The organism is Methylovulum sp. (genome assembly GCF_028687615.1).
In the GTDB taxonomy this organism is placed as follows: Bacteria; Pseudomonadota; Gammaproteobacteria; order Methylococcales; family Methylomonadaceae; genus Methylovulum.
In genome coordinates, this window is record NZ_JAQTZU010000007.1 from 61,404 (window position 1) to 83,972 (window position 22,569).

14 protein-coding genes are annotated in these 22,569 nt (G+C 50.5%); 6 read left to right on the forward strand and 8 right to left on the reverse strand.

Annotation, left to right across the window (positions count from 1 at the left end):
* Nucleotides 1–247: 247 nt before the first annotated feature.
* From smc to PHH59_RS05785, 4 genes are all read left to right on the forward strand, one after another.
* Nucleotides 248–3,808 carry a chromosome segregation protein SMC gene (gene smc, locus PHH59_RS05770; protein ID WP_300012591.1) on the forward strand — a complete coding sequence of 1,187 codons (3,561 nt, stop codon included), beginning with the start codon at nucleotides 248–250 and terminating at the stop codon, nucleotides 3,806–3,808.
* Complete coding sequence (locus PHH59_RS05775) at nucleotides 3,808–4,644, forward strand: cell division protein ZipA C-terminal FtsZ-binding domain-containing protein (RefSeq protein WP_300012595.1); 837 nt, start codon at nucleotides 3,808–3,810, stop codon at nucleotides 4,642–4,644. Before smc ends, PHH59_RS05775 begins: the two co-directional genes overlap by 1 nt.
* Nucleotides 4,645–4,772: 128 nt before the next feature.
* The gene (ligA, locus tag PHH59_RS05780; RefSeq protein ID WP_300012598.1) at nucleotides 4,773–6,779 is read left to right on the forward strand and encodes an NAD-dependent DNA ligase LigA; all 2,007 of its coding nucleotides are present in this window, start codon (nucleotides 4,773–4,775) and stop codon (nucleotides 6,777–6,779) included.
* A gap of 138 nt (nucleotides 6,780–6,917) precedes the next feature.
* A complete protein-coding gene (locus PHH59_RS05785; protein ID WP_300012601.1) occupies nucleotides 6,918–7,253 on the forward strand; it encodes an ASCH domain-containing protein in 336 nt (111 codons plus the stop codon).
* A gap of 233 nt (nucleotides 7,254–7,486) precedes the next feature.
* Here the strand turns inward: PHH59_RS05785 and PHH59_RS05790 are convergent, their stop codons facing one another.
* From PHH59_RS05790 to PHH59_RS05800, 3 genes are all read right to left on the reverse strand, one after another.
* On the reverse strand, nucleotides 7,487–10,840 hold the full coding sequence (locus PHH59_RS05790; protein WP_300012604.1) for an ATP-binding protein: 3,354 nt from the start codon (nucleotides 10,838–10,840) through the stop codon (nucleotides 7,487–7,489).
* A gap of 482 nt (nucleotides 10,841–11,322) precedes the next feature.
* On the reverse strand, nucleotides 11,323–12,873 hold the full coding sequence (locus PHH59_RS05795; RefSeq protein WP_300012607.1) for a regulator: 1,551 nt from the start codon (nucleotides 12,871–12,873) through the stop codon (nucleotides 11,323–11,325).
* A gap of 304 nt (nucleotides 12,874–13,177) precedes the next feature.
* The gene (locus PHH59_RS05800; RefSeq protein WP_300012610.1) at nucleotides 13,178–13,849 is read right to left on the reverse strand and encodes a cysteine hydrolase; all 672 of its coding nucleotides are present in this window, start codon (nucleotides 13,847–13,849) and stop codon (nucleotides 13,178–13,180) included.
* 455 nt (nucleotides 13,850–14,304) lie between these two features.
* On the opposite strand from PHH59_RS05800, the gene PHH59_RS05805 reads away from it, so the two are divergent.
* A complete protein-coding gene (locus PHH59_RS05805; protein WP_300012613.1) occupies nucleotides 14,305–15,009 on the forward strand; it encodes a GntR family transcriptional regulator in 705 nt (234 codons plus the stop codon).
* Nucleotides 15,010–15,377: 368 nt separating this feature from the next.
* Here PHH59_RS05805 and PHH59_RS05810 read toward each other — a convergent pair whose 3' ends face one another.
* The 5 genes from PHH59_RS05810 to cas9 form a co-directional block, all read right to left on the reverse strand.
* On the reverse strand, nucleotides 15,378–15,737 hold the full coding sequence (locus PHH59_RS05810; protein ID WP_300012616.1) for a dimethylsulfonioproprionate lyase family protein: 360 nt from the start codon (nucleotides 15,735–15,737) through the stop codon (nucleotides 15,378–15,380).
* 147 nt (nucleotides 15,738–15,884) lie between these two features.
* A complete protein-coding gene (atzF, locus tag PHH59_RS05815; RefSeq protein WP_300012619.1) occupies nucleotides 15,885–17,666 on the reverse strand; it encodes an allophanate hydrolase in 1,782 nt (593 codons plus the stop codon).
* 152 nt (nucleotides 17,667–17,818) lie between these two features.
* Entirely contained in the window at nucleotides 17,819–18,499 is a 681-nt protein-coding gene (locus PHH59_RS05820) for an isochorismatase family cysteine hydrolase (protein ID WP_300012622.1), read from the reverse strand.
* Between the two features lie 394 nt (nucleotides 18,500–18,893).
* On the reverse strand, nucleotides 18,894–19,223 hold the full coding sequence (locus PHH59_RS05825) for a CRISPR-associated endonuclease Cas1 (RefSeq protein ID WP_300012626.1): 330 nt from the start codon (nucleotides 19,221–19,223) through the stop codon (nucleotides 18,894–18,896).
* Complete coding sequence (gene cas9, locus PHH59_RS05830) at nucleotides 19,168–19,707, reverse strand: type II CRISPR RNA-guided endonuclease Cas9 (protein WP_300012629.1); 540 nt, start codon at nucleotides 19,705–19,707, stop codon at nucleotides 19,168–19,170. Before cas9 ends, PHH59_RS05825 begins: the two co-directional genes overlap by 56 nt.
* A 711-nt stretch (nucleotides 19,708–20,418) precedes the next feature.
* On the opposite strand from cas9, the gene hyfB reads away from it, so the two are divergent.
* Nucleotides 20,419–22,545, forward strand: coding sequence for a hydrogenase 4 subunit B (gene hyfB / locus PHH59_RS05835; RefSeq protein ID WP_300012632.1), 2,127 nt, complete (start codon nucleotides 20,419–20,421; stop codon nucleotides 22,543–22,545).
* Nucleotides 22,546–22,569 lie beyond the last annotated feature (24 nt).

The window sequence follows — 22,569 nt, forward strand, 5'->3', positions numbered from 1 at the left end:
TAATTGCCTGAAAAGCGGATTTTTTACCGATAGCCGATACATTAATATTCCCATCAGTGTTTGCCAAAAAAGCGTGAACGGGGTGCATCTGTCCAATGCAAGCGCTTATGGAACAATTGACAAGTAAAACCGATTAGGGCCTGCATTTAAGCGGGGTATGAAAAATTACCATTTAAAGGTCGAAATTCCTTTAAATATCGTTGATAATGTTAGCTTTTGCGCGTAGTGCCAGAGTTGTTTGTCCGTTATGAAGTTGGAAAAAATCAAGCTGTCAGGATTTAAATCGTTTGTAGACCCGACGACCATTCCGATCAATGGCAATTTGACGGCGATTGTCGGCCCTAACGGTTGCGGCAAATCCAATATCATTGACGCGGTGCGCTGGGTCATGGGCGAGAGTTCCGCTAAACATTTGCGTGGCGGCAATATGGCGGATGTCATTTTCAACGGCTCATCAGGCCGCAAGCCCGTCAGCACGGCCTCCGTGGAATTGGTGTTCAACAACAGCGAAGGCAAATTGGGCGGCGAATACGCGCAATACGATTCCATCGCCATCAAACGCCAGATCAGCCGCGACGGTCAGTCACTGTTTATGTTGAATGGTGCCAAATGCCGCCGTAAGGACATCACGGATTTGTTTTTAGGCACGGGCTTGGGTTCGCGTAGTTATGCGATTATCGAGCAAGGCACGATCTCGCGCATGGTCGAAGCCAAACCGGAAGACTTGCGCCTGCATATCGAAGAAGCGGCGGGCATTTCCAAATACAAGGAACGGCGCAGCGAAACGGAAACCCGTATGCAGCACACGCGGGAAAATCTCGAACGGCTCGATGATTTGCGCGAAGAAGTTGATAAACAGCTCAAACACCTACAAAAACAAGCCGAAAAAGCCGAAAAATACACCGCGCTGAAAAAACAGGAACGCCAATTTAAGCTGGAATTGCTGGCTTTACGCTGGCAAGCCTACCAACTGGCCGCCGACATGCTGGAAACCACGCTGCATGAAGTCGCCGCCGGACATAACCGTCTGTTCATGCAATTGCGCGAATTGGATATTACGCTCGCCGAGCAACGTGCCGGGCATAAACTTCAGCAACAGCAGTTTAACCAAGTCCAAGGCGATTACTACACCATTGCCGCCGATGTGGGCCGCCTTGAGCAAACCATCATCCATCAGCAAACCAGCCACCAGCAAATGCTGCAAGACATCAACCGCAGCCGCCAGCAAATCGAACAATTGCACAGCGAAATTGCCGCCGATACGCAAACCTTGGAAGAGCTTAAGGAGGATTTGGCGGTTGCCGAAGAAGAGCTGGCTATGGCCCAAGACAGCCAGGACGGGTGGCTGGACAAACAGCAGGACATGCAGCAACAACGCTTGCTGTGGCAGCGGCAATGGGACGGCTACCGCACCGAAAGCGCGAAATACCGTGGTCAAGCCGATGTGCAGCGCGTCAAGTCCGAACAATTGGCAAACCAAAACCGTCAGTTGCAAAGCCGTTTGGAAAAATTGCTGTATGAACGCGATGAGCTTGCCGCCCGTGATTTGGCGGAAGAGATCGCGATGCTGGACGAAGCCATCCAAACCATCGCCAGTGAACGCGAAAGCCTGCATGGACAATTGGAAGCGCAGAACCACATTATCCGTGAACAGCGGCAACAATTAAAAACCTGCCAAGCCGATTTGAATAGCCGCCGCTCCGAATTGCACGGGGCCACGGGGCAAATCACCTCGCTGGAATTGTTGCAGCAACATGCGATGGGCAAGGCCAACGAAAATCTGCAAAATTGGCTGGCGGCCTTGGGCTTGGACAAACAGCAACGCCTGGCGGAATATCTGGACGTGCAAACGGGTTGGGAAAATGCCGTGGAAACCGTGTTGGGCAATACCTTGGAAGCCGTTTGTGTCACGGATATTGCTTCGCTGTTGGCCCAATTGTCCGCGCTGACCCAAGATTCCCTGACCTTGTTCAAATTTCCGGCAAGTGCGGCAACGGCAAATTCTGATGCGGTCAAGATGCCACGTTTGTTGGATAAAATTAGCGCACCGTCGCCGTTAAATGGATTGTTGACTGGCGTGTATTGTGCCGATGACCTCGCCACGGCGGAACGTTTGTCTGGGTTATTGCAAGCCCATGAATCCATCATTACCCCTGAAGGTATTTGGCTGGGCGCGGATTGGGTCAAAGTCAGCCGCACCCAGGACAGTAAAATGGGCGTGTTGCAGCGCGAAAAAGCCTTGCGTACCCTGAAGCAACGTCAGGACGAGTTGCGGGAGTCGATTGACGGGCTGGAAGAGCGGTTGGAAAGCAGTGAAGCGGCGTTAAAAACCGCCGAGCAACTGCGTGAATCCCTGCAAATCCAACTTAACCACGTCAATACCGAATGGTCACAGAAAAATGTCCAGCACAGCGCACAATCGGCGCGGCTGGAACAGCAGCAACGGCGTTTGCAGCAAATCCGGCATGATGTGGACAGCATCAACGAAGAACTCACCGAAAATTCGGAAACCATCGCCGAAGCGCGTTTATTGCAGGATGAAGCCGAACAAGTTTTGTTTGACCAAGACGGGCAACGCGAAGGCTTGGAAGCCCTGGACCAGCAGTTGCAACAGCAACAACAGCAACTAGACCACAACGTCAACGAAGCGCGGCAGCGGCTCTACGATGGCAAAGCCAAGTTGGAAAATTTGCGGGCTTTGGAAATTTCCACGCTCAAGCAGCGCACCCGTTTGCAGGAGCAGCGACTACGGGCAATGGAATATCTTGCCGAACTGGAGCAAAAATCCCAACAAACGCTCTCGCCGCTGGCCGCCGAAAAACAGCTTGTGCGGCAAAAAACCGAAGAAAAACAACAGCTAGAGAAACAGTTGAAACAACATCGGCAACAACAGGAAGAGGGCGAAACTAAAATCGTGCAGTTGTCCGAAGAGCAAGTCCGCAGCCAACGGGCCTTGGAATTGCAAAAGGAACGCTTGGATAAATTGCGTTTTGAATTGCAGGAAAACCAAGTCCGCCAGCAAACCATCAACGAACAATTTGATGAAATGGCGGCGGATGTCCGGCAAATCCTCGACGTGTTGCCCGCCGGTGCCGACGAATCCCGTTGGAAAAAAACCGCTGATGAGGTGGTGTCACAGATTGAGCGTTTAGGCACGATCAATCTCTCTGCTATCGAAGAATACCAGGCGCAAGCCGAGCGGATGAAGTTCCTCAACGAGCAACATGCCGATCTGAGCGAAGCCTTGCAGACGCTAGATCAGGCGATCAGTAAAATTGACCAAGAAAGCCGGTTACGTTTTAAGGCGACATTCGATAAAATAAACAGCGGCTTGCAAGAAAAATTCCCCAAATTGTTTGGTGGGGGGCAGGCGTATCTGGAATTGACTGACAATGGCAAGCCAGTCGCATTAGGCGATGCCGGGAAGGTTGCCGAACAAAACTTGCTGGAAGCCGGTGTCAACATCATCGCCAGACCGCCAGGCAAACGCAACAGCTCCATCCATTTGCTGTCGGGTGGCGAAAAAGCCCTGACCGCCGTGGCCTTGGTGTTCGCGATTTTTGAACTCAATCCCGCGCCGTTTTGTTTGCTGGATGAGGTTGACGCGCCGCTGGATGACGCCAATGTCGGGCGGTTCTCTAAAATGGTCGAGGCCATGTCGGAGACCGTGCAATTTTTATATATTTCACATAATAAGGTTACAATGGAAATCGCAAAACAGTTGGCAGGTGTGACGATGAAAGAGCCGGGCGTGTCCCGGATGGTCGCAGTTGATATTGAAGAAGCAGTCAGTCTGGCGGAAATCTAATGGACAAAGAATTATTACGGGTAGTCATTATTGCAAGCGGCCTGATCATCATCGTAGGAATGTTGGCATGGCATTTTTTTAAGAACAAAAAGTCATTTCAAGGCACGATGTTTTTCGGAAATTTGGATATCAAAGGCAAAATCAACGATGCCTTGGTTGTCCATACCGACAATGATGATTTTGATATTGTACCCAAAGACAGAAAAAAACTGATTGATACCGATGAGTTGTTGGAAAAAATCAAATTAAAAACAAAGCCAAAGCCGAAATCAAAACGGCTACAACCTGAGCAAGAGCAGGTATCTGATCCAGCTCCAGGGCAAGAACCAGAACCAGATCAAACGGGGCAAATGTTTGATGATTTTGATGATGAGTTCGATTTTGCCGATAGCGAATATTTTGTTCCTGGGAAAGAACTGGAAGAAGAGGCCCTTGAACAACGCTTTATTGCCCCTGAAATTATTCAGTTCAGTGTGCTTGCCAAATCCGCCGAAGGTTTTAACGGCCTGGATTTGCTCAAAGCCTTCCGCATCGCCCAAATGGAATACGGTAGCTTGAGGATATTTGAACGCTTGGATGCCAACCGCTTGGTGGATTTTGGTGTCGCTTGTCTGGTCGCCTCTGGAACCTTTCCCGATCATGATTTAGATGAGTTTTATTGCCCTGGTTTGGTGTTTTTTATGCAGCCCGCGGTATTGGACGATCCAGTCAAAGTGTTTGATGATTTTCTCGAAGCCATTAATATCGTCGCGGTCGAATTGGACGGCAATTTGCTGGATCATGAGCGCAAACCGCTGACTAACTCGACGATACAGTTAATTCGGCAGAGTTTGTAATCCTAGAGTTTGTAATCCTAGAGTTTGTAATCCTGTAGGAGGATTTGTAGGCTAATGTCTTTAAGTCCATCACAATCCTGCCAGCAGCCTATAGGCATTTTATATCCCAATGTCTACACGGATTTATCGTGAACCCAACTTACCAGCAGCTTATCGCCACCCTCAACCAATGGGATTATGAATACTACATACTCGATAATCCTACCGTTGCCGATGCCCAATACGACCAAGCGTTCCGGCAATTGCTGGCGATGGAGACTGAACATCCCGATTGGGTCACGCCTGAATCGCCATCGCAACGGGTCGGCGCACAAGCGATAGACGAATTCCGTAAAATTGAACATCGCGTCAAAATGCTGTCGCTGGCAAACGCATTTTCACTTGAAGAAACCTGGCATTTTTTTGAAAAAGCAGCCAAAGACTTAGGGGTGGCGGCTGATGATTTGTCAATTGTCAGCGAACCCAAGTTGGATGGTTTGGCAATCTCCATCCATTACGAGCAGGGTTTATTTAGCTACGCCGCGACGCGTGGTGACGGGCAAATCGGCGAAGATGTCAGCCACAATATCAAAACCATCAAATCAGTACCTTTAAAATTAGCCACAGACTCGCCGCCAGAAGTTTTGGAAGTCCGTGGCGAAGTGTTCATGCCCAAAGCCGCTTTTGCCAAACTCAACCGGCTCGCGGAAGAACATAACGCCAAGACTTTTGTCAATCCCAGAAACGCCGCCGCCGGCACGATCCGGCAAATGGACCCGAAAATTGCCGCCGGGCGTGATTTGCGTTTTATCCCTTATGGTATTGGCGACTATCAAGGTGGGAAGGAGTTTGTCGCGCATTCACAAATTTTGGAACATCTGGTCCGTTTGGGTTTTCGAAAAAACGCCCCTTGTTATTGCTTTTCTGGCAGTTTTGCTGAATTTTCAAAAAATTATCAATTGATGGAACAAGCCAGAGACAGCTTGCCTATGGAAATTGACGGCATAGTCTACAAAATCGACAGCCTGGCCTTACAAAACACCTTAGGTTTTATCGCCCGCTCACCGAAATGGGCGGTTGCCAGAAAATTCCCCGCACAACAAATGGTCACGCAATTGCTGGACGTGGATTTTCAAGTGGGACGCACCGGAGTGCTGACCCCGGTGGCGAGGTTGGAGCCTGTGTTTGTCGGCGGCGTGACCGTCAGCAATGCGACCTTGCACAATATGGACGAAATTGAACGCTTGGGATTGTGCATAGGCGATAGCGTCGAAATCCAGCGTGCCGGCGATGTCATTCCGAAAATATCGCGGGTAGTGGCACAAGGCAGGGAACGCAAACCTATCATCATGCTCTCCAACTGTCCGGTTTGTGATGCGGTGGTGGAAAGGACGGCCGGACAGGCGGCGTTCCGTTGCACTGGCGGTTTAAGCTGCCCCGCGCAAGGGGCGGAGCGCATCCGCCATTATGCCTCGCGCAAATTTATGAACATCATCAATCTCGGCACCAAGCTGATAGAGCTGCTGTACAGCAAAGGCGTCCTGCACACCATCGCCGATATTTACACCTTGCAAGCCAGTGATATTGCCGGCTTGGACGGGCAGGGCGAGAAAAGCGCGCAAAACGTCTTGGATTCGATAGCCGCGTCCAAAACCACCCGACTGGGTACCTTCATCGGTGCCTTAGGCATACACGAAATCGGTGAAGAGAGCGCGAAAACGGTGGCGAAACATTTTAAAAATTATCAAGCCATTGCCGCCGCCAGTTTTGAAGAACTGATGCAAGTGCCTGATATAGGCCCGGTGATGGCGAAAAATATCGTCGATTTTTTCAGCGACGCGAAAAACCAAGCGATAGTGCAAGCCATTATCGACGCCGGAGTGAGCTGGTCTGATGAGGTCGGCGAAGCCCCTCAAGCGCAGCCCCTGGCAGGCCAAACCTGGGTCATTACCGGTACGCTATCTATGCCGCGCGATCATTTTAAAACCCTGCTGGAAAGCTTGGGGGCAAAAGTCTCAGGCTCGGTTTCCAAAAAAACCACTTGTGTGTTGGCGGGTGAAGATGCCGGTTCCAAACTGGATAAGGCGCAAGCATTAGGGGTGAATGTGCTGGGTGAAACGCAGTTTAAGCAACAGATAGTTGAATGGGCTGTTTAGATCAACTAGCAAAATCGGTTTTTATATTGAATTCCACTTAGGCTTTAGTTTAGCCTTATCTAATTCACCAAATTTTGAACCGTCTTCGGTAGTGGAAAACAACTATAATGTCCAACTTTTATCCACATGGAATCAACTATGGAAAACTTACCTGAAAAAACCTGCTCAATCGAGCGTTTAGTCACCCAGCCTCGGCTCGTTGCCGCCGCCAAGGCGGGCACGAAAACCCAGCAACGCCGTGATGGCGTTTATGGATGGGCGGGGGAGAGCTTCGAGCTGGAGGGGATGGCTTTTGTCGTGACCGACTTGAGCCGTCAGCGTTTAGGCGATATGACGGATGAGGACGCACGGGCGGAAGGTTTTCCTGGCTTGGCAATGTACAAGGACATCATCTTAAAAATGCACGCAGGCATGACCTGGGAAGAAGACCATTTGGTCTGGGTGCATAGTTTTGCTGTTAAGGAAAATGCTTGATCATTTTGCTGTAAAGACGTTTCCGGCAATTAGTTGCTCCGAATTCCGGAAACGCCGTCCTGTATGATTTTGCCTGCTGACTATCCCGACAATCTGTCATGTATGGCGGCTTATTCTTGCCTGCCTTATCCAAGAGCATAAGTATCTACACAAGTTTTGCAATCATTTGATTTTTATGAAATTGCCACTTTTCGTAAAATAGGGTTTGTGATCCTGTATCAATCCAAGTAAGCCTAAACCAATAACTTCTTAATTTCCGCCAAGCGGAATTCTCTGGTCAACGCTTTAATTCGTATGCCCAACGGCTTATATTCGGGATTGGTTTTCACCAATTCCGCGAGCTTTTTGTTCAAGCCCAGTAAATCGCCAATGCGTACAAACGCTTGCAATTTTTGCAAGATTTCCGGTGGCGGCAGGTGCAATTCGATCTCTGTTTCCCCTAATTCCGCCTCTTCGTTCTGGCAAATCCACGTCAATCCTATGTGCAATTTTAATTTGTTCAGCAACTCCCGCACTTGGATAGGTTTGGCGAGAAAATCATTGCAACCTGCTTGTATCGCCGCCGCGCGGTCAGCAGGATAGGCGTTGGCACTGAGGACGATGATCGGTTTCAGCAAGCCGTTTTTGCGCAATTGTCCGGCGGTTGTCGTGCCATCCATCACGGGCATTGCCAAATCCAATAACACCAGATCAGGATGCTGCTGCCCCGCTTGTAGCAAACATTCTTCGCCGGAGCTGGCGGTGTGCATGATAAAACCTAGCGGTTCTAAAATGGATACCATTACATCACGGTGTTCCGGTTGGTCGTCCACGACGAGGATTTTCTGCCGTCGTCCGCGATAGCCTGTGATGTTTTCTTCTTGTGCGGTTTCCGGCGCGGCCCCCAAATTTGGCAAAAACAGCCGTGCGGTAAACGTTGAGCCTTTACCGACCTCGCTAGCCACCGCCAAATCGCCGCCCATGATTTCGGCGAGGATTTTGCTGATGGTCAGCCCCAAACCGCTGCCGGCAATGGCGTTGCCCGTGGTGGTGTTCAGGCGTGTGAAGGGTTGGAAAATGGCGTCTAATTGCCCAGGTGCTATGCCCGGCCCCGTGTCGATGATCTGGATGGTCGCCACGCCGCCGCTGTAGCCGATACGCACGGTAATTTCACCTGTTTGCGTGAATTTGACGGCGTTGCTGAGGATGTTCATCAAGATTTGCCCGACGCGTTTTTCATCGGCGCGGACCCGTTGCGGCAGCGTGTTAAGGATTTGGCAACGGAATGACAAGCCCTTGTCTTCGGCTTGGGCTTTATAAATCCGCACCAAGTGTTCGATAAAGGCATAAAAGTTGATCGGTTCATAATTCAGCTCAAACTTCCGCGCCTCGATGCGGGCAATGTCCAAAATATCCTCAATCAAGGCCGACAAATGCTCGCCACTGCGTTTGAGCGTGTCCACCGCTTGCCGCCGATGTTCCGGTATTGCGGGGTCTTTGTGCAGGATGTACGAATAGCCGATGATGCTGTTCAAGGGGGTGCGGATTTCGTGGCTCATATTGCTCAAGAAGCGGCTCTTCGCGCTGTTCGCGGAGTCCGCCATTTTGATGGCCTGTTCCAGTTTGGCATCGGTTTTTTTATGTTCTTCAATTTCCATCAGCAGCAATTGCGTTTGCCTGCCGGTTTCTTCATGGGCGACACGGCGGCTTTCGTCATTCAAAATCAGCCACCAGGTGCATAAGCCGATGAACACCAGCAACGACGTGTAGACCTTGACGAAATTGGCTAGCAACAATTGGAAGGTGGGCAGCGAGGCTTCGGCGGCGAGCAAATCCTGATAATAAATGATGCCGATGAAAATACTGGTCAGTACCGATAAAAAACTAAATAACAACGTGAACCGCAACAAGCGTAGCCGTGCCGTCAGGTTCATGCGCGAGGGCATGAACCGCCGTGCGAACACTTCCAGATAATCGTCGAGCCGCGCGCCTGGCTTGCAAGCGTCCAGACAGCGTGCGTCCAAAGCGCAGCACAACGAGCAAATGCTACCGTTGTAGGCGGGGCAGTAGGCGATGTCTTCATGCTCGAAATCATTTTCACAGATCACGCAACGGTTGTGGCTGTGGCGGTTTTTCTTGTTGCGGTCACGGGCCAGATAATGTTTGTGTCCGGTGAAAAAGGCGATACTGGGAACGAGAATAAAGGCCAAGCTCAAGGAAATGAATGCTGAAAAGGCCCGCGCTTCCTCGCCGAACAGACCGATGTAAGCGAGTATCGACACCATCGAAGCCACCAAGGTGGCGATGATGCCGACGGGGTTCAAATCCGGCAGATAGGCGCGTTTGAATTCGATGATGTCCGGGCTAAGTTTCAGCGGTTTGTTGATCAATAATTCCGCCGCCACCGCGCTGATCCACGCTATCGACATATTGGAAAACAGGCCCAGCACTTTTTCCAAGGCGCCGAACACGCCGAACTCCATCAACAACAAGGCGATCAAAACGTTGAACAATAACCAAATCACCCGCCCAGGATGGCTATGGGTGATGCGCGAGAAAAAATTCGACCACGCCAACGACCCGGCGTAGGCATTGGTGACATTGATTTTGAGCTGGCTGATGACGACAAACAAGGTCGTGGCCGCCAAGGCCCATTCGGGGTTTGGCAGTAATTCTTTATAAGCGATCAAATACATTTGGGTCGGTTCGTGGGCGTGTTCGGGCGCGATGCCGTGGCGCATGGCAAGATGCGCGAGCAACGCGCCGCCCAATTGCCGCAACATGCCAAACACTATCCAACCCGGCCCCGCGCTAATCGTTGCCAGCCACCAGCGTAGCCGATTTTTCTCGGTTTTTTCCGGCATGAAACGCAAAAAATCCACTTGCTCGCCGATTTGCGCGACCATCGAAAACGCCACGGTGGTGGCACTGCCGAACAATAGCCAATCGAAGCCTTGCCCCGTTCCGGCAATCCAGAAAAACGTTTGCGCGGTCAGTAGTGCATCTTGTTCGTGCATGATGACGGCGATGTAGGGTGCAATAAGCAAAATCAACCAGATAGGTTGCGTCAACAACTGCATCCGGCTGATGGTGGTGATGCCAAAAGTCACTAGCGGAATCACCGTCACTGCACTGATGACATGGGCGAGGGCGATAGGGATTTGAAAATACAATTCCAAGGCCAGCGACATGATCGAGGCTTCCAGCGCGAACAGCGTGAACGTGAACGAGGCGTAAATCAGCGACGTGACGGTGGAGCCGATGTAGCCGAAGCCCGCGCTACGGGTGAGCAAGTCGATGTCGATGTTGTAACGGGCGGCGTAATAGCTGATCGGAAAACTGGTGATGAAAATAATGAGTCCGACAATGACAATCGCCCAAAACGCATTGGTGAAACCGTAGTGTATCGCCAAAAATCCGCCGATGGCTTCCAACACCAAGAACGAAGTCGAACCGAAGGCGGTGTTGGCGACTTCAAATTCCGTCCATTTGCGGAAACTGCGCGGTGCGAAACGCAAGGCATAGTCTTCCAGGCTTTCGTTCGCCACCCATGAATTGTAATCGCGGCGGATTTTCGAGATGTTTTGGTAGATATTTTTGTTTTTCATGGGCTTTTGTAGGGGGGCATACAGAATCCAATTGTAAGCAATTGAGCATATCCTCGGAAAACTTCCAGGATTTTGCTTGCCAAACATAAGCTCTAATAAATGGGTTATGTGGCAAATCTACTCAAAAACTAAAGGAAAATAATGAAACCTAGGCTAAATGGAAAATGGAAAATGGAAAATGGGAAAGGCAGCCACTGTATTAAAACGCGCTGACATCAGCTATCCGTCAAATAACCCATGAGTTATTTGACGGATTGTATCGGATTAGGGATTTAAGGTGGGAATAAAGGGGAAATGCTTCAGATTTGGAGGCTTTGGAAACATGCGGGGGGTGTTGAGGCAATTTGTTCCGGTGAAAAACAGGCTGATTTTGCAGAGAGATGAGTTTGAGCGAAGGGGGATTTTGAAACTATGCGCCAGTTAATCAAAAATAAACTGGCGCATGGTGATTGTTTCGGCACTAATTTACAAAACCGGGTGCTTTAGTGGGTTTCTGCTGAGGCAGGTGTGATTTCCGCAAACTTCCCTGACAAGAATAGTATCAACGCCACCATCAAGTAACTGAAAGCCACAGGTAAGGATTGCCCAAAGCCAATCGCTTCGCCGTGGATCAGGCCGACGAAAGTGCAAGCTGCTGCGGCAAAGGCAAAAATGGCGGCTTTCATTAGTTTCCGTTCGATAACGAAAGAAGCGATTGCCCCTAACATCAAACCGCCGAGAATCGCGCCGCCGCCTAGCACTTCTAAACCGTGATACAACACGCCGACCTTGCCTAACGCTTCCATGCCAACCGTAGCGGCACTGGTGCCTGCCGCACCCAAGGCATTGTCAATCTGTAATTTGCCCCAAGCGGCGAGGTGCGGCATTAACGCCAAAATGATCGCTGGTGCATGGTTTTTGGGAGTTTCTTGGAAGGCTTGTGCACCGATTAGCATACCGATGTACAACAAAATCGGTGAGATGGCGACGACCGGTATCAGCGAGGCCATCAACGCGAGGATGCCCAACCAGGACAGGATCAACACCGTGATGCCTGTGGCGGCGGAATAACCAATGCGTCCGCCCATCGATTTCCAGCCTGGATGACCGATGTACACGGCGTTGATGAACGGGTTGCCCATCATGCAGCCAATCAGGCTGACCACACCATCGGCGGACAACACGCGGGTAGTCGGGAAGCTGTCGCCGCCAACCGCCGCGCTTTCGACGTTGTCCATCGCTTCGACCAAATCGTAAATGCCGAAGGGGATGGCGGTTACCAAAATCACGCCCAAAAATTCAAAACCGGAAAACACATGCCCGATAGCGGGCATCGGTAATGAGAATCCAAAATTAGCGAACGATGCGCTGACATTGGCCATGCCCATGCCGCCATAATTCAAGCCCATCGCGGTTGAACCCCAAGCGATCAACGTACCCACGGCAATCGCAACCAGGCCCGCTGGAATGCCTTTGAAATACTTTACGCCACCAAACCAGCTCGCCAGAATAATCGCAAAACAGACCACGCCGACCACGGGGGTCATGAACATTTCCAAAGCGGGGCGCAAGGAGATGAAGGCGATGGAAACCCCCGCCAACGTACCCAGTAAAGCGGCGCGTGGCGTGACTTTGCGGATAAACGGCGCGATAAAACCGCCGAGCATCAGCACAAAGCTTTGGATAAACACCCAGGCCAAGCCAGCTTCCCAGCCTTTGACCGGATCACCGCTGCTGAGCGAAATCGGCAACATGATGACGAAAACCACCACGAACATGTGCGGCACGCTCACGCCGGAAGGCAGGGCGCAAACATCATCACGGCCTGTTTCTTTCGCCAACTTATAAGCCAGATAGGCATAGTAGACCGTGCTTAAGAACAGCATCAGCCCGGTCGCCGGAAGAATCCGCCCGAACACCAAATCATCGGGCATTTTCAATACAAACCGTAACAGTCCGGTCAAGACCAGCATATTGACCAGAATGTTCGTGCCAAAACCGAAGTAAGCGTTCCAGTCTCCGGGTGTCCAAATTTTAACCGTTGATGTTGTCATAGTGCCCTCTGTTGGTTTGCCTTGAATAAAAAACTGAAGTGGTATGTTAAGCCCAAGAATCTTGCTTCACTGCCATTAAGTTAATGGATAAGTTTATAAAAATCATTGTGTTGTGGTTTTTATAAATCCCCCTTGATCCCTCTTTTTCAAAGGGGGAAGGTCGTTTCATTGCCATCTCGGCGAAGAGGGTGTTATTTCCCCTTATGAAAAAGGGAAAGGTCTTTTCTTTATCATTCCAGCGAAGAAAACGTTATTCCCCCCCCTTTTGAAAAAGGGGGGTAGGGGGGATTTATCAGCGTAACGCTTACCCAGCCATAGCATCCAAAATACGCGCTGAATCCGTCACCCAACCAAAAATCCCGCCCTGCGCCTTTATCATTTTCAGGCCAGCTTCGTGAAATTCGGGAATATACGAGCCGCAGCAATCGCCCGGCACAAGGCAGCGATAACCCCGGTCATTGGCTTCGCGTATCGTGGTGTGTACACAAACTTCGGTGGTGACACCGCAGACAATCAAGTCTTCAATGCCGTTGGCTTGCAAGATGGATTCAAACTCCGTCGCGTAAAATGCGCCTTTGCCGGGTTTGTCGATGACCGGTTCGCCCGCTTGCGGATAGAGTTCGGGAATAATGTCTTGGCCTGGTTCGCCACGGATCAAAATGCGCCCCATAGGTCCCATTTCGCCTATCCTCACAGAAGGATCGCCGCGCTCCACTTTGGCTTTGTGGGCATCGGACATATCGGGGAGATGGCCTTCGCGGGTATGGATAATCAACATGTTTTGCGCTCTTGCCGCCGCTAGCAAGGCTTTGCAAGGTGCTATGGCGGCGGCCAGCAGGGAAACGTCATTGCCCAGGGATTCGCCAAAACCGCCGGGTTCCAGAAAATCCCGCTGCATATCAATGATGACAACGGCAGTTTTGGCTAGCTTGATGGTGATGGCTTCGGGTTCGGCATGAATTTCAATTACGGGCATAACAAACCTCTGCGGAGTGGGTGGTGATGGCAGGTAAAATGCAACTATGTATACAACAAAGCAAGTCCCGTACCATTGGGAATTCTGTTGTGTGTTTATTGCAAATTATTGTAAATAAATGGTTAATTAAAAATGACAGGGGTATTTTGTAAATGGATTGCGGGGCAGGTTTGCACAGAATTTGATCAATTTGGTGCGAAAAGCGGTAATTTTGCACACCAATGTCGCAACTTATTTATTCAGCCGCATTTACCAGTTGGTTTTGTCGAAGGGGGATGTTGGGGATATGTCGGATTTTCTGCCCTCGCTTCATTATTCAGCAGCCCGATGTTATATACTTCGGCATATTTAGGAATCAGGCAGACCTTTTAGGTTTTTTTATACCCTGGGGCACAAGAAACCTGAAATATCTTATTCGAGATTGACTCCTACCAACGATTGGCAGCAAAAATTACATGACCACGGCAAAAGGCGCGGCGGCGCAAAATATTTACAGCAAACTCCGCAACATGATCCTGAATTTTGAAGTCCAGCCCAATTCGCGTTTGACCGAAACCGAATTGGCGGGTTATTTCAATGTCAGTAGAACGCCGATCCGGGAAGCGTTGCAGCGTCTGGCAACCGAAGGGCTGATCACTATCCGCCCCAAACAGGGGTGTTTTGTGCGGTCTATGGATTTGGATGAATTTACCGACTATTACCAAATCCGCGTTAGTCTGGAAATGTTGTCGCTGGAATTAGCCTGCACCAATATGTCGGACGAGGCGTTGAAAAATTTGTGCAAAATCTGGGAAAAAGACACCACCGAAGATGACGAAGGCAAGGCTGAACGTGTCGCCAGCCTGGATGAAGCGTTCCATATCAAGCTTGCCGAAGGCGGCGGCAACCAGGCTTTAATGAAATTGCTGATCGACATCAGCAACCGTATCCGCATCGTCAGGCGTTTGGATTTTACCGACCAGGAACGCATCAGAAAAACCTACGAAGAACACCACCGCATCCTCCAGCACTTGCTCAACCGCGATGTGCAAGCGGCAAAAAATGAAATGTTGCGCCACATCAAAAAAAGCGAAGAATTCAGCAAAATGCTGACGATTATCCGCATGGGGATACGCAAAAATAACAGCTTTCCGTTTGCGGGCGGGGGGATAATTCGGTGACGTCTGATTTACATCCTTAGGAGTGTGCATGAAATAATTTCCGCACCGGCCCGTCAGACCTGTCAGGTTTTCAAAACCTGACAGGTCTTGATCCGCGAATTTATTCCATGCACATTCATTAGGAGTGAAAATTTTTTACTCCAAAGCTCACGCGAGAATCGATGCGGCAATCAATAGCATTGGTTGGTTTTCCTTAAGAACGTGTTTTAAAAGCGTCGCGAGCGGTTCGAGTGCAAGGCGCGGAGCGGAGAAACCGGAGTGTACTGAAGTACATGAGGATTTTGAGCACCGCGCAACGCCGCAATCGAACCGCGTAGCAGCTTTTAAAACACGTTCTAAGTCAGCTTTTATGTCTTTTGGGTACAGGTCTACTCACCAACAAACTGCACAGGCTTATGCCAATGCACCAACACCAAACACCCATCTTGGCTGCTGACGCTATGTTGTGAACCTTCGGGATTGTAAATGTAGCTGCCTGTGGGATAGATGCCGCGTTCGTCTTGTTGCGAGCCGGAAAGCACATAGATATGTTCGTCGCCGATATGTTTGTGTAATGGCACGGATGCGCCGGGTTGGTAACGGATCAGGCCGACGCTGTAACCGCTGTCGGCATCCTGGAACAAAGTCCGCAAAAGTACGCCTTCGCGTAGGGAATGCCAGCCTGAACTATCATCTGCAAGCATTTCTGGGGATAGGGAAAAGGGCATAGGGATTTGTGGATGGGTCATGATGGCCTTGTTGGGAAAAATTAAAGAATAGTAGCCGGGTATTTTAAGAAGATAAACCCAATCGTTAGTAGGGGCGGACAGCCGTCCGCCCCTACGGGATTTTGTTTCATCCGACAAAAGTAGGAAATTAAATTTAACGAAAACGCTTTACGCCTTATCTTTCAAATAATTCCGCCAGCCACCAAACTCCGTAATCGCCACCGATTTCCCCAGCGGATACGGTTCGCATAAGAATCCGTATTCCCAACGGCCATCTTCCATTTCCACCGAACCGATGCACAGCGGGCTTTTGATGTTGCTGATAAATTTTGCCCAGTTTTCCTTGGGCAATTCCCAGATTTCCAGTTCTATGCTTTGGCCTTGGCTTTCGTCGCGGACTAAACCTGGGCGTTCCGGCGGCGCGATTGCCAAAGCGTAGAGCTGATAGTTGGCGGCGGTGCGGGTGGTGGCGTAAAAACGTGCGCCTAAGTCCAGTAATTGCGGGTTTAACGGCAAACCTTGCATGTGGGCGCCGCAGACGGCTATGCGCTGGTAACGCGAGTTGCTGGGTGTGATGGTTTCCGTTTGCCCGTTAGCGGCAAAGCGTTTGGCAATCGCCAGTAAACGCGCATCCGCCAGGGCGGTTGAAAATAGCGTAATGCCAAACGGCAGTTGGTTACTATAAAAACCGGCGGGGATTGCCAGGGCCGATAAATCCAGCAAGTTCATATAATTGGTGTAATAACCTAGATTGCTATTTAAACGAATCGGGTCGGCCAGCACTTCGGCTATGCGGTAAATGCGCGGCGCGGTGGGTACGGCGATGCAGGACAAGCCTTGCAATAGCGTCGTGGTTTGGCGTTTGAGTTGCTGCAAACGGTGCAGGGCATCGAAAGCGGCAATGGCATTTTTGTCTTTCTCCGCCGATAGCACGTCCATAATGACCGGATGCAGTTGTTCGGGATGGGCTTCGATAAACGGACGGATGCCTGCATAACGTTCGGCAATCCACGGGCCTTCGTAAAGCAAGGCCGCCGCTTCCAGAAACGGTTGGAAGTCGATTTCCACCACTTCGCCCAAGGTTTGTAGCGTGACGATGGTTTGGGCAAACAAAGCCTCGCTTTCTGGATCGCCAAAAAAGTTGAGCTGTTCCGGTTTGGGTACGCCAAAGCGCAATTGTGCCGTTGCCGCAATACTGGCATCTAAGCCTTGGCGGTCATTGCGGGCATAGCTGTCGTTGGCATCGTAAGCATTGATTATGTCGAATAAGTATTCGGCCTCTGCAATAGTTTGGCTAAAAATCGACACGCAATCCAGGCTTTTACAGGCGGGGACGACGCCGCTACAACTGATCAAGCCGCGTGTCGGTTTTAAGCCGACGATATTGTTGAACGCGGCAGGCACACGCCCGGAACCGGCGGTGTCTGTCCCTAGCGAAAAGCTGACGATATTTAACGCCACCGCCACCGCCGAACCGGAACTGGAGCCGCCGGAAATGTAGTCAGGGTTGATGGCGTTTTTGCAAATGCCATAAGGTTCTGGCGAGCGCGTCCCCGTCAGTCCGGTGGCGAATTGATCCATATTGGTCTTGCCGATCAACACCGCACCTGCGTCAATCAAGCACTGCACGGCAAACGCCGATTGTGAGGGCAGGTGACTAAAGCCTGGGCAGGCGGCGGTGGTTGGAAGGCCCATGCAATCAATATTGTCTTTGACGGCGAAGGGAATGCCGTACAGCGGCAAGTCTTTTGGATTCAAGCTTTCCAACTCTTTTGCCTGCGCCATCAAGCTGCTTTCGGCTTGTAGGCTGATCCAAATATTGTGGCCTTGAAAATCTTTAACCCGCGCTAAAGATTGCTGAATGACTGCCGATACTGTGGTCGTGCCGTCCAGATAGGCTTGTCTTAAGGTGAAAATATCGAGCGATAAAAATTCAGTGCTTGTGTTCAAAATCCCCCCTGCGCTTAGGCGATAGGCTTTAGACGAGTGTAGGGTACGCTGTGCGTACCTTTTGCCTCAAAAACAACCCAAGGTACGCACAGCGTACCCTACGGCTTTTTGTATCAAAACAACCCAAGGTACTACGGCTTAATGGTAGTGACTCAAGACACTGCGGCAATAAAACCCGCCGAATCCGCCACTGCGCCAAACACCCCGCCTTGCATTTTTATCATCTGCAATGCCGCTTGATGGTTGCCCGGGTCGGTTGCCGCGCAGCAATCCGCCAGCAGTAGGCATTCGTAGCCACGGTCATTGGCGTCGCGCATCGTGGTGTGTACGCAAACATCGGTGGTGATGCCCGTCAGGATGATGTTTTCAATGCCCAGCGTCCGCAGCAGCAAATCCAAATCGGTGGCATAAAACGAGCCTTTACCCGGTTTGTCGATAATCGGCTCGCCTGGTAAAGGCGCAAGTTCGGGGATGATTTCCCAACCCGGTTCGCCGCGCACCAAAATCCGCCCGCACGGCCCGACATCGCCAATGCCGGCGCCAATTTGCCGGCTACGCCATTGCTTGTTTTTCGGTAAATCCGCTAAATCCGGTCGATGGCCTTCGCGGGTATGGATGACGTGGAAGCCCAGTTTACGGCAAGTCGCCAGCACACGGCCTATCGGTTCAATCGGCGCACGGGTCAGCGAGATGTCGTAGCCCATCTTATCGACATAGCCGCCTTCGCCGCAAAAATCGAACTGCATGTCGATGATTATCAAGCAGGTGTTTTCTGGCCGTAAATCGCCGTTGTAAGGGTAAGCATAAGGTGTGCTGGTGACGTATCGGTTCATGGTGTGGTCTCGTGGTGAAGGCAAGCGCGCCAGACAAGTAGGAACTGGGCTGCGTAAGCGTTGAGTGTTTGGCATAAGCTGCACGGCTGTGCCAGCAAAAAGATAGTCAGGATAATACACGCTTGTCATCGTTGCATACAACAATAAATGCATTATCAATGCCAAGCTGATGGTTGGTTCTTTACTGAATTGGAATCGGGCTAACACGCTGTTATAGCCGGGTTTGGAAGGCTTTTTTGACCTTAGCGCGAAGCTAGCAGATTAGCGGTGCGGGTGGGGTTTGATTGAAATGGGTGCAACAGGGTTATTTTTGCACTGGATTGGTTCGTACCGGATTGCCGCCCGTACCTAAGGGGCGGTTCACTCGACTGTCCAAAATCTTAAGCGGTTGTTTTTATTCAAGCCATTCGGGATAAATGATTTTCTGGTTTTTATCGTCAAACGCCCGTTTTATATCCGCCATTAGATAATGGCTGGCAACCATCAGCGGCATAGTCTGCTTACCCCAGCGCACCGATTCGCCCAGCAGTTTTAAAAACGGCTGTTTGGTGACTTGGTTGACGACTAATTCAGGATGATCCAAAGCCAGTTGGTAAACCCGCAAATCCACCCACGGGCGGAACGGCTCCATCACATCATTCGCCAAACACAAGCCATTGTATTGGTTGCTATGCTGTACACCCAATGCCGGATGCAGGCCGCTGGCGACAATGGCCCGCGCCACCATCGCCCGCATGATGGCATAACACGGCGAGTACATCAGGATCATCCGCCATATCGCCCAACAAAGTTTTGCGGTTGCTTAAAAAGCCGCGCCTCTGCACCAAGTGCAATAACACGCGGCCTAATTCGTAGGGCGTGAGCGCTTCGTCTAAGGCTTTGGCGCGGAGCAGGTACGGGTCGCCGATGGCGTTGAGCTGCACTTCTGGCGTGAGACTGTCTTGTAAGTCTTCTGGCAATAAGTTCAGGTTGATTAAGTATTTCAGCATCCGCAGCTTGCGTTTGGCGCGGCGTTGTAAGACGCGTCTCGTTAAGCGGGCGTCGCGTTTTTTGACATTTTTGGGTGTCGGTGTTTTTTCTTCGACCGCTTTAATAAAAATTCGGCTGCCCAAGTCAATAATCCGGTTAGGTTTGCCGTCTTCTTCTGCCAACAATGCCCAACCGATTGAGTTGCTACCTAAATCTAGTCCTAAAATGGTTTTGCCCATAACTTCCTCTTCTGTATAATCCGAATTTCAGTATAACCGACTAAGGCTTACTTACTTTTCATACCAATGAATTGTATTCGTAGGCAACGCTTCTACGCGACCACGGCTCTCGCAAGGTGACCTTTCACAAGGTAATCTAAGGGGGCTTTTTTATGCCTGAAAGAAAACTATAGTTGCAAGTAGGTGTTTTATCTACAAATGTATTTATATTGCTTTGGGAAGGCCATCTCACCGCGTTTTTAGGGGACAATGCGACAAGGTTGCGATATAAAATGTTAGGCATAAAAACAAGAAACAGTTTGATGATTGTGGGTTACAAAAAAACAAAATGGTTGTAATGAACCAGCCTCCATTGGTTCATTTTGAACGTTAGCTCTGCATAACTATTTTTTTACAGGCCATGCGTAATATAACAATATGTTTTTGCTTGTATATTTTTAATAGAATTTTGTGGCATGAAACTAGCTATATTTTTAAGAATAACAAAAAAACAAAATTAGAATTAGCGGGTAATTTCTAATTTTGACAGAAACCTTACGCTAACAAAGCAAAGAGAAAATCATGAAAATTTTTTTCCATTTTCCATAAAATGGCCGCCTGTTCCGTGGTGATTTTTATATCGACGACTTTCGCCATCAATAAAACAAGCGTCTGTGAGACTCCCTCGCCACTTAGTCCACTTTTGCAACGACAACATTAAGTGAGAATTTCATGATCCTACTATTAGCTTATGGTGCGGTGCTGTTCAGTTTTGCTTCCGGTTTGCTGGCGTTGATGATGAACCAGCGGCAGGTTTTGCTGGGGCTTAGCCGGTATTGGTTTAAAAAGTTTCCAGGTAGCCATCAACAGAATCAGTCTGTGCTTGAGGACAACTTGCAGGAAGCGCGTTACCCGGATGCGCTTCGGCAAGTGGTGTTTGTGTTATTGGGACTGTCGGGCATGTTTGCTGTACTGGCCGGTTTGGGTGTGATGGTTGGTAAAGAAGCCGTGACTGACCAAATCAGTTTAGGCTTGCCCTGGTTGCCCTGGCATGTCCGTTTTGACAGCCTGTCCGGGTTCTTCTATCTGATTATCGGCATTGGCGTGGCGGCGGTCAGCCTTTATGGCCCAGGCTATGTCCGTGCTTATGATGAAAGCCAGCATCCTTTTGCGGCCTTGGGCTTGTTTACCGGACTGTTTGTCGCCGGCATGTTGTTGGTGTTGTTGGCGGACGATGCCTTTTTCTTCATGATTGCCTGGGAACTGATGTCGGTCGCCAGTTACTTCCTGGTGGCGTTCCAGCATGAAAATCCGGCTAATCGCCGCGCCGCGTTTCTGTATTTATTAATGGCGGAAGTCGGCGCGCTGGCGATCATTTTGGCTTTTGGCGTGCTGGCGAGTTTTTCTGACGGCTTTACGTTTGATGCCTTGCGGGAGGCGAAATTATCAAGCACCTGGGCAAGCATCGCTTTTGTGCTCGCCTTGCTGGGGTTTGGCATGAAAGCCGGGGTGGTTCCGGTTCACGTTTGGTTGCCGGAAGCGCATCCGGTGGCGCCCTCGCATATTTCCGCACTGATGAGCGGCGTGATGCTGAAAGTCGCGCTCTATGGGTTGATCCGCTTTTGTTATGATTTGATCGGCGATGTCCATTGGCAATGGGGGGTGGCGCTATTGATTGTCGGCACGGTTTCGGCGCTGGGCGGTATCTTGTATGCGATGATGCAAGCCAATTTAAAACGGCTGTTAGCTTACAGTTCCGTTGAAAATATCGGCATTATTTTTATGGTGCTGGGTTTGTCGATGATTTTTATGGATAACGGCCAGCCGCAACTGGCGGCCTTGGGCTTTCTGGCGGCGTTGTTCCATGCCTTCAACCATGCCTTGTTCAAGAACTTGTTGTTCCTGGGCGCCGGCATCATCCAGCATCAAACGCATGAGCTGAATATCGACCTGATGGGCGGTTTGATCAGACGTATGCCGCATACCAGCAAGTTATTTCTGATTGGCTGCATGAGCATTTCGTCGTTGCCGTTGTTTAATGGCTTTGTTTCGGAATGGCTGGCTTTCCAGACCGCATTGCAGGTCGATGCGCTGGATAATGGCGTGTTGCGCAGTTTGATTCCGGTTGCCGCCGCCGCCCTGGCGTTGACGGCGGCACTGGCGGCGGCGTGTTTTGTCAAGGTGTTCGGCATGGTCTTTTTGGGGCAGTCGCGTTCACGCCACTGTGATAAGGCCCATGAAGTCCAGGATAAAGGGATGCTGGCGGGCCCCTCCTTGCTGGCGGGATTATGTTTTTTAATCGGCATTTTTCCCGGCATGGTGATTAGCTTGCTCAACAGCGTTGCCGGCCAACTGCTAGGGCAAACCCTGCCGAATGACTCCGCGCTGGGCTGGTTGTGGCTGGCGCCGGTTTCAGCCAAGCAGGCCTCCTATTCGCCGCCCTTGGTGCTGATAGCCGCATTGATTGCCGGTTGTATCAGCTTTTGGTATTTGCGGCGCAACCCCGCTACGGTGATGCGCCGGGCGGAGCCTTGGGATTGTGGTTTTGGTGGCTTGACACCGCGTATGCAGTATAGTTGCCATGCGTTTACCATGCCTTTCCGGCGTATTTTTGCCAACGCCTGGATTGTTGACGAGCGGATCGACAAAGACCTGCAAGGCGCCATGAACCAGGATGTTGCCGCCATCCGTTATCAATTGCAGGTCCAGGATCATAGCTGGCCTAGGCTCTATGAACCGATTGCACGCGGGGTGGACTGTTTGGCCCGGCAGGTTGGGCGCATCCAGACCGGCAATATCCGGGTGTATCTGGGCTATTCGTTTGCCACTTTGCTCATTTTGTTATGGGTGGTCAGCTAATGGTTTCCAATAGAGGAGAAACCC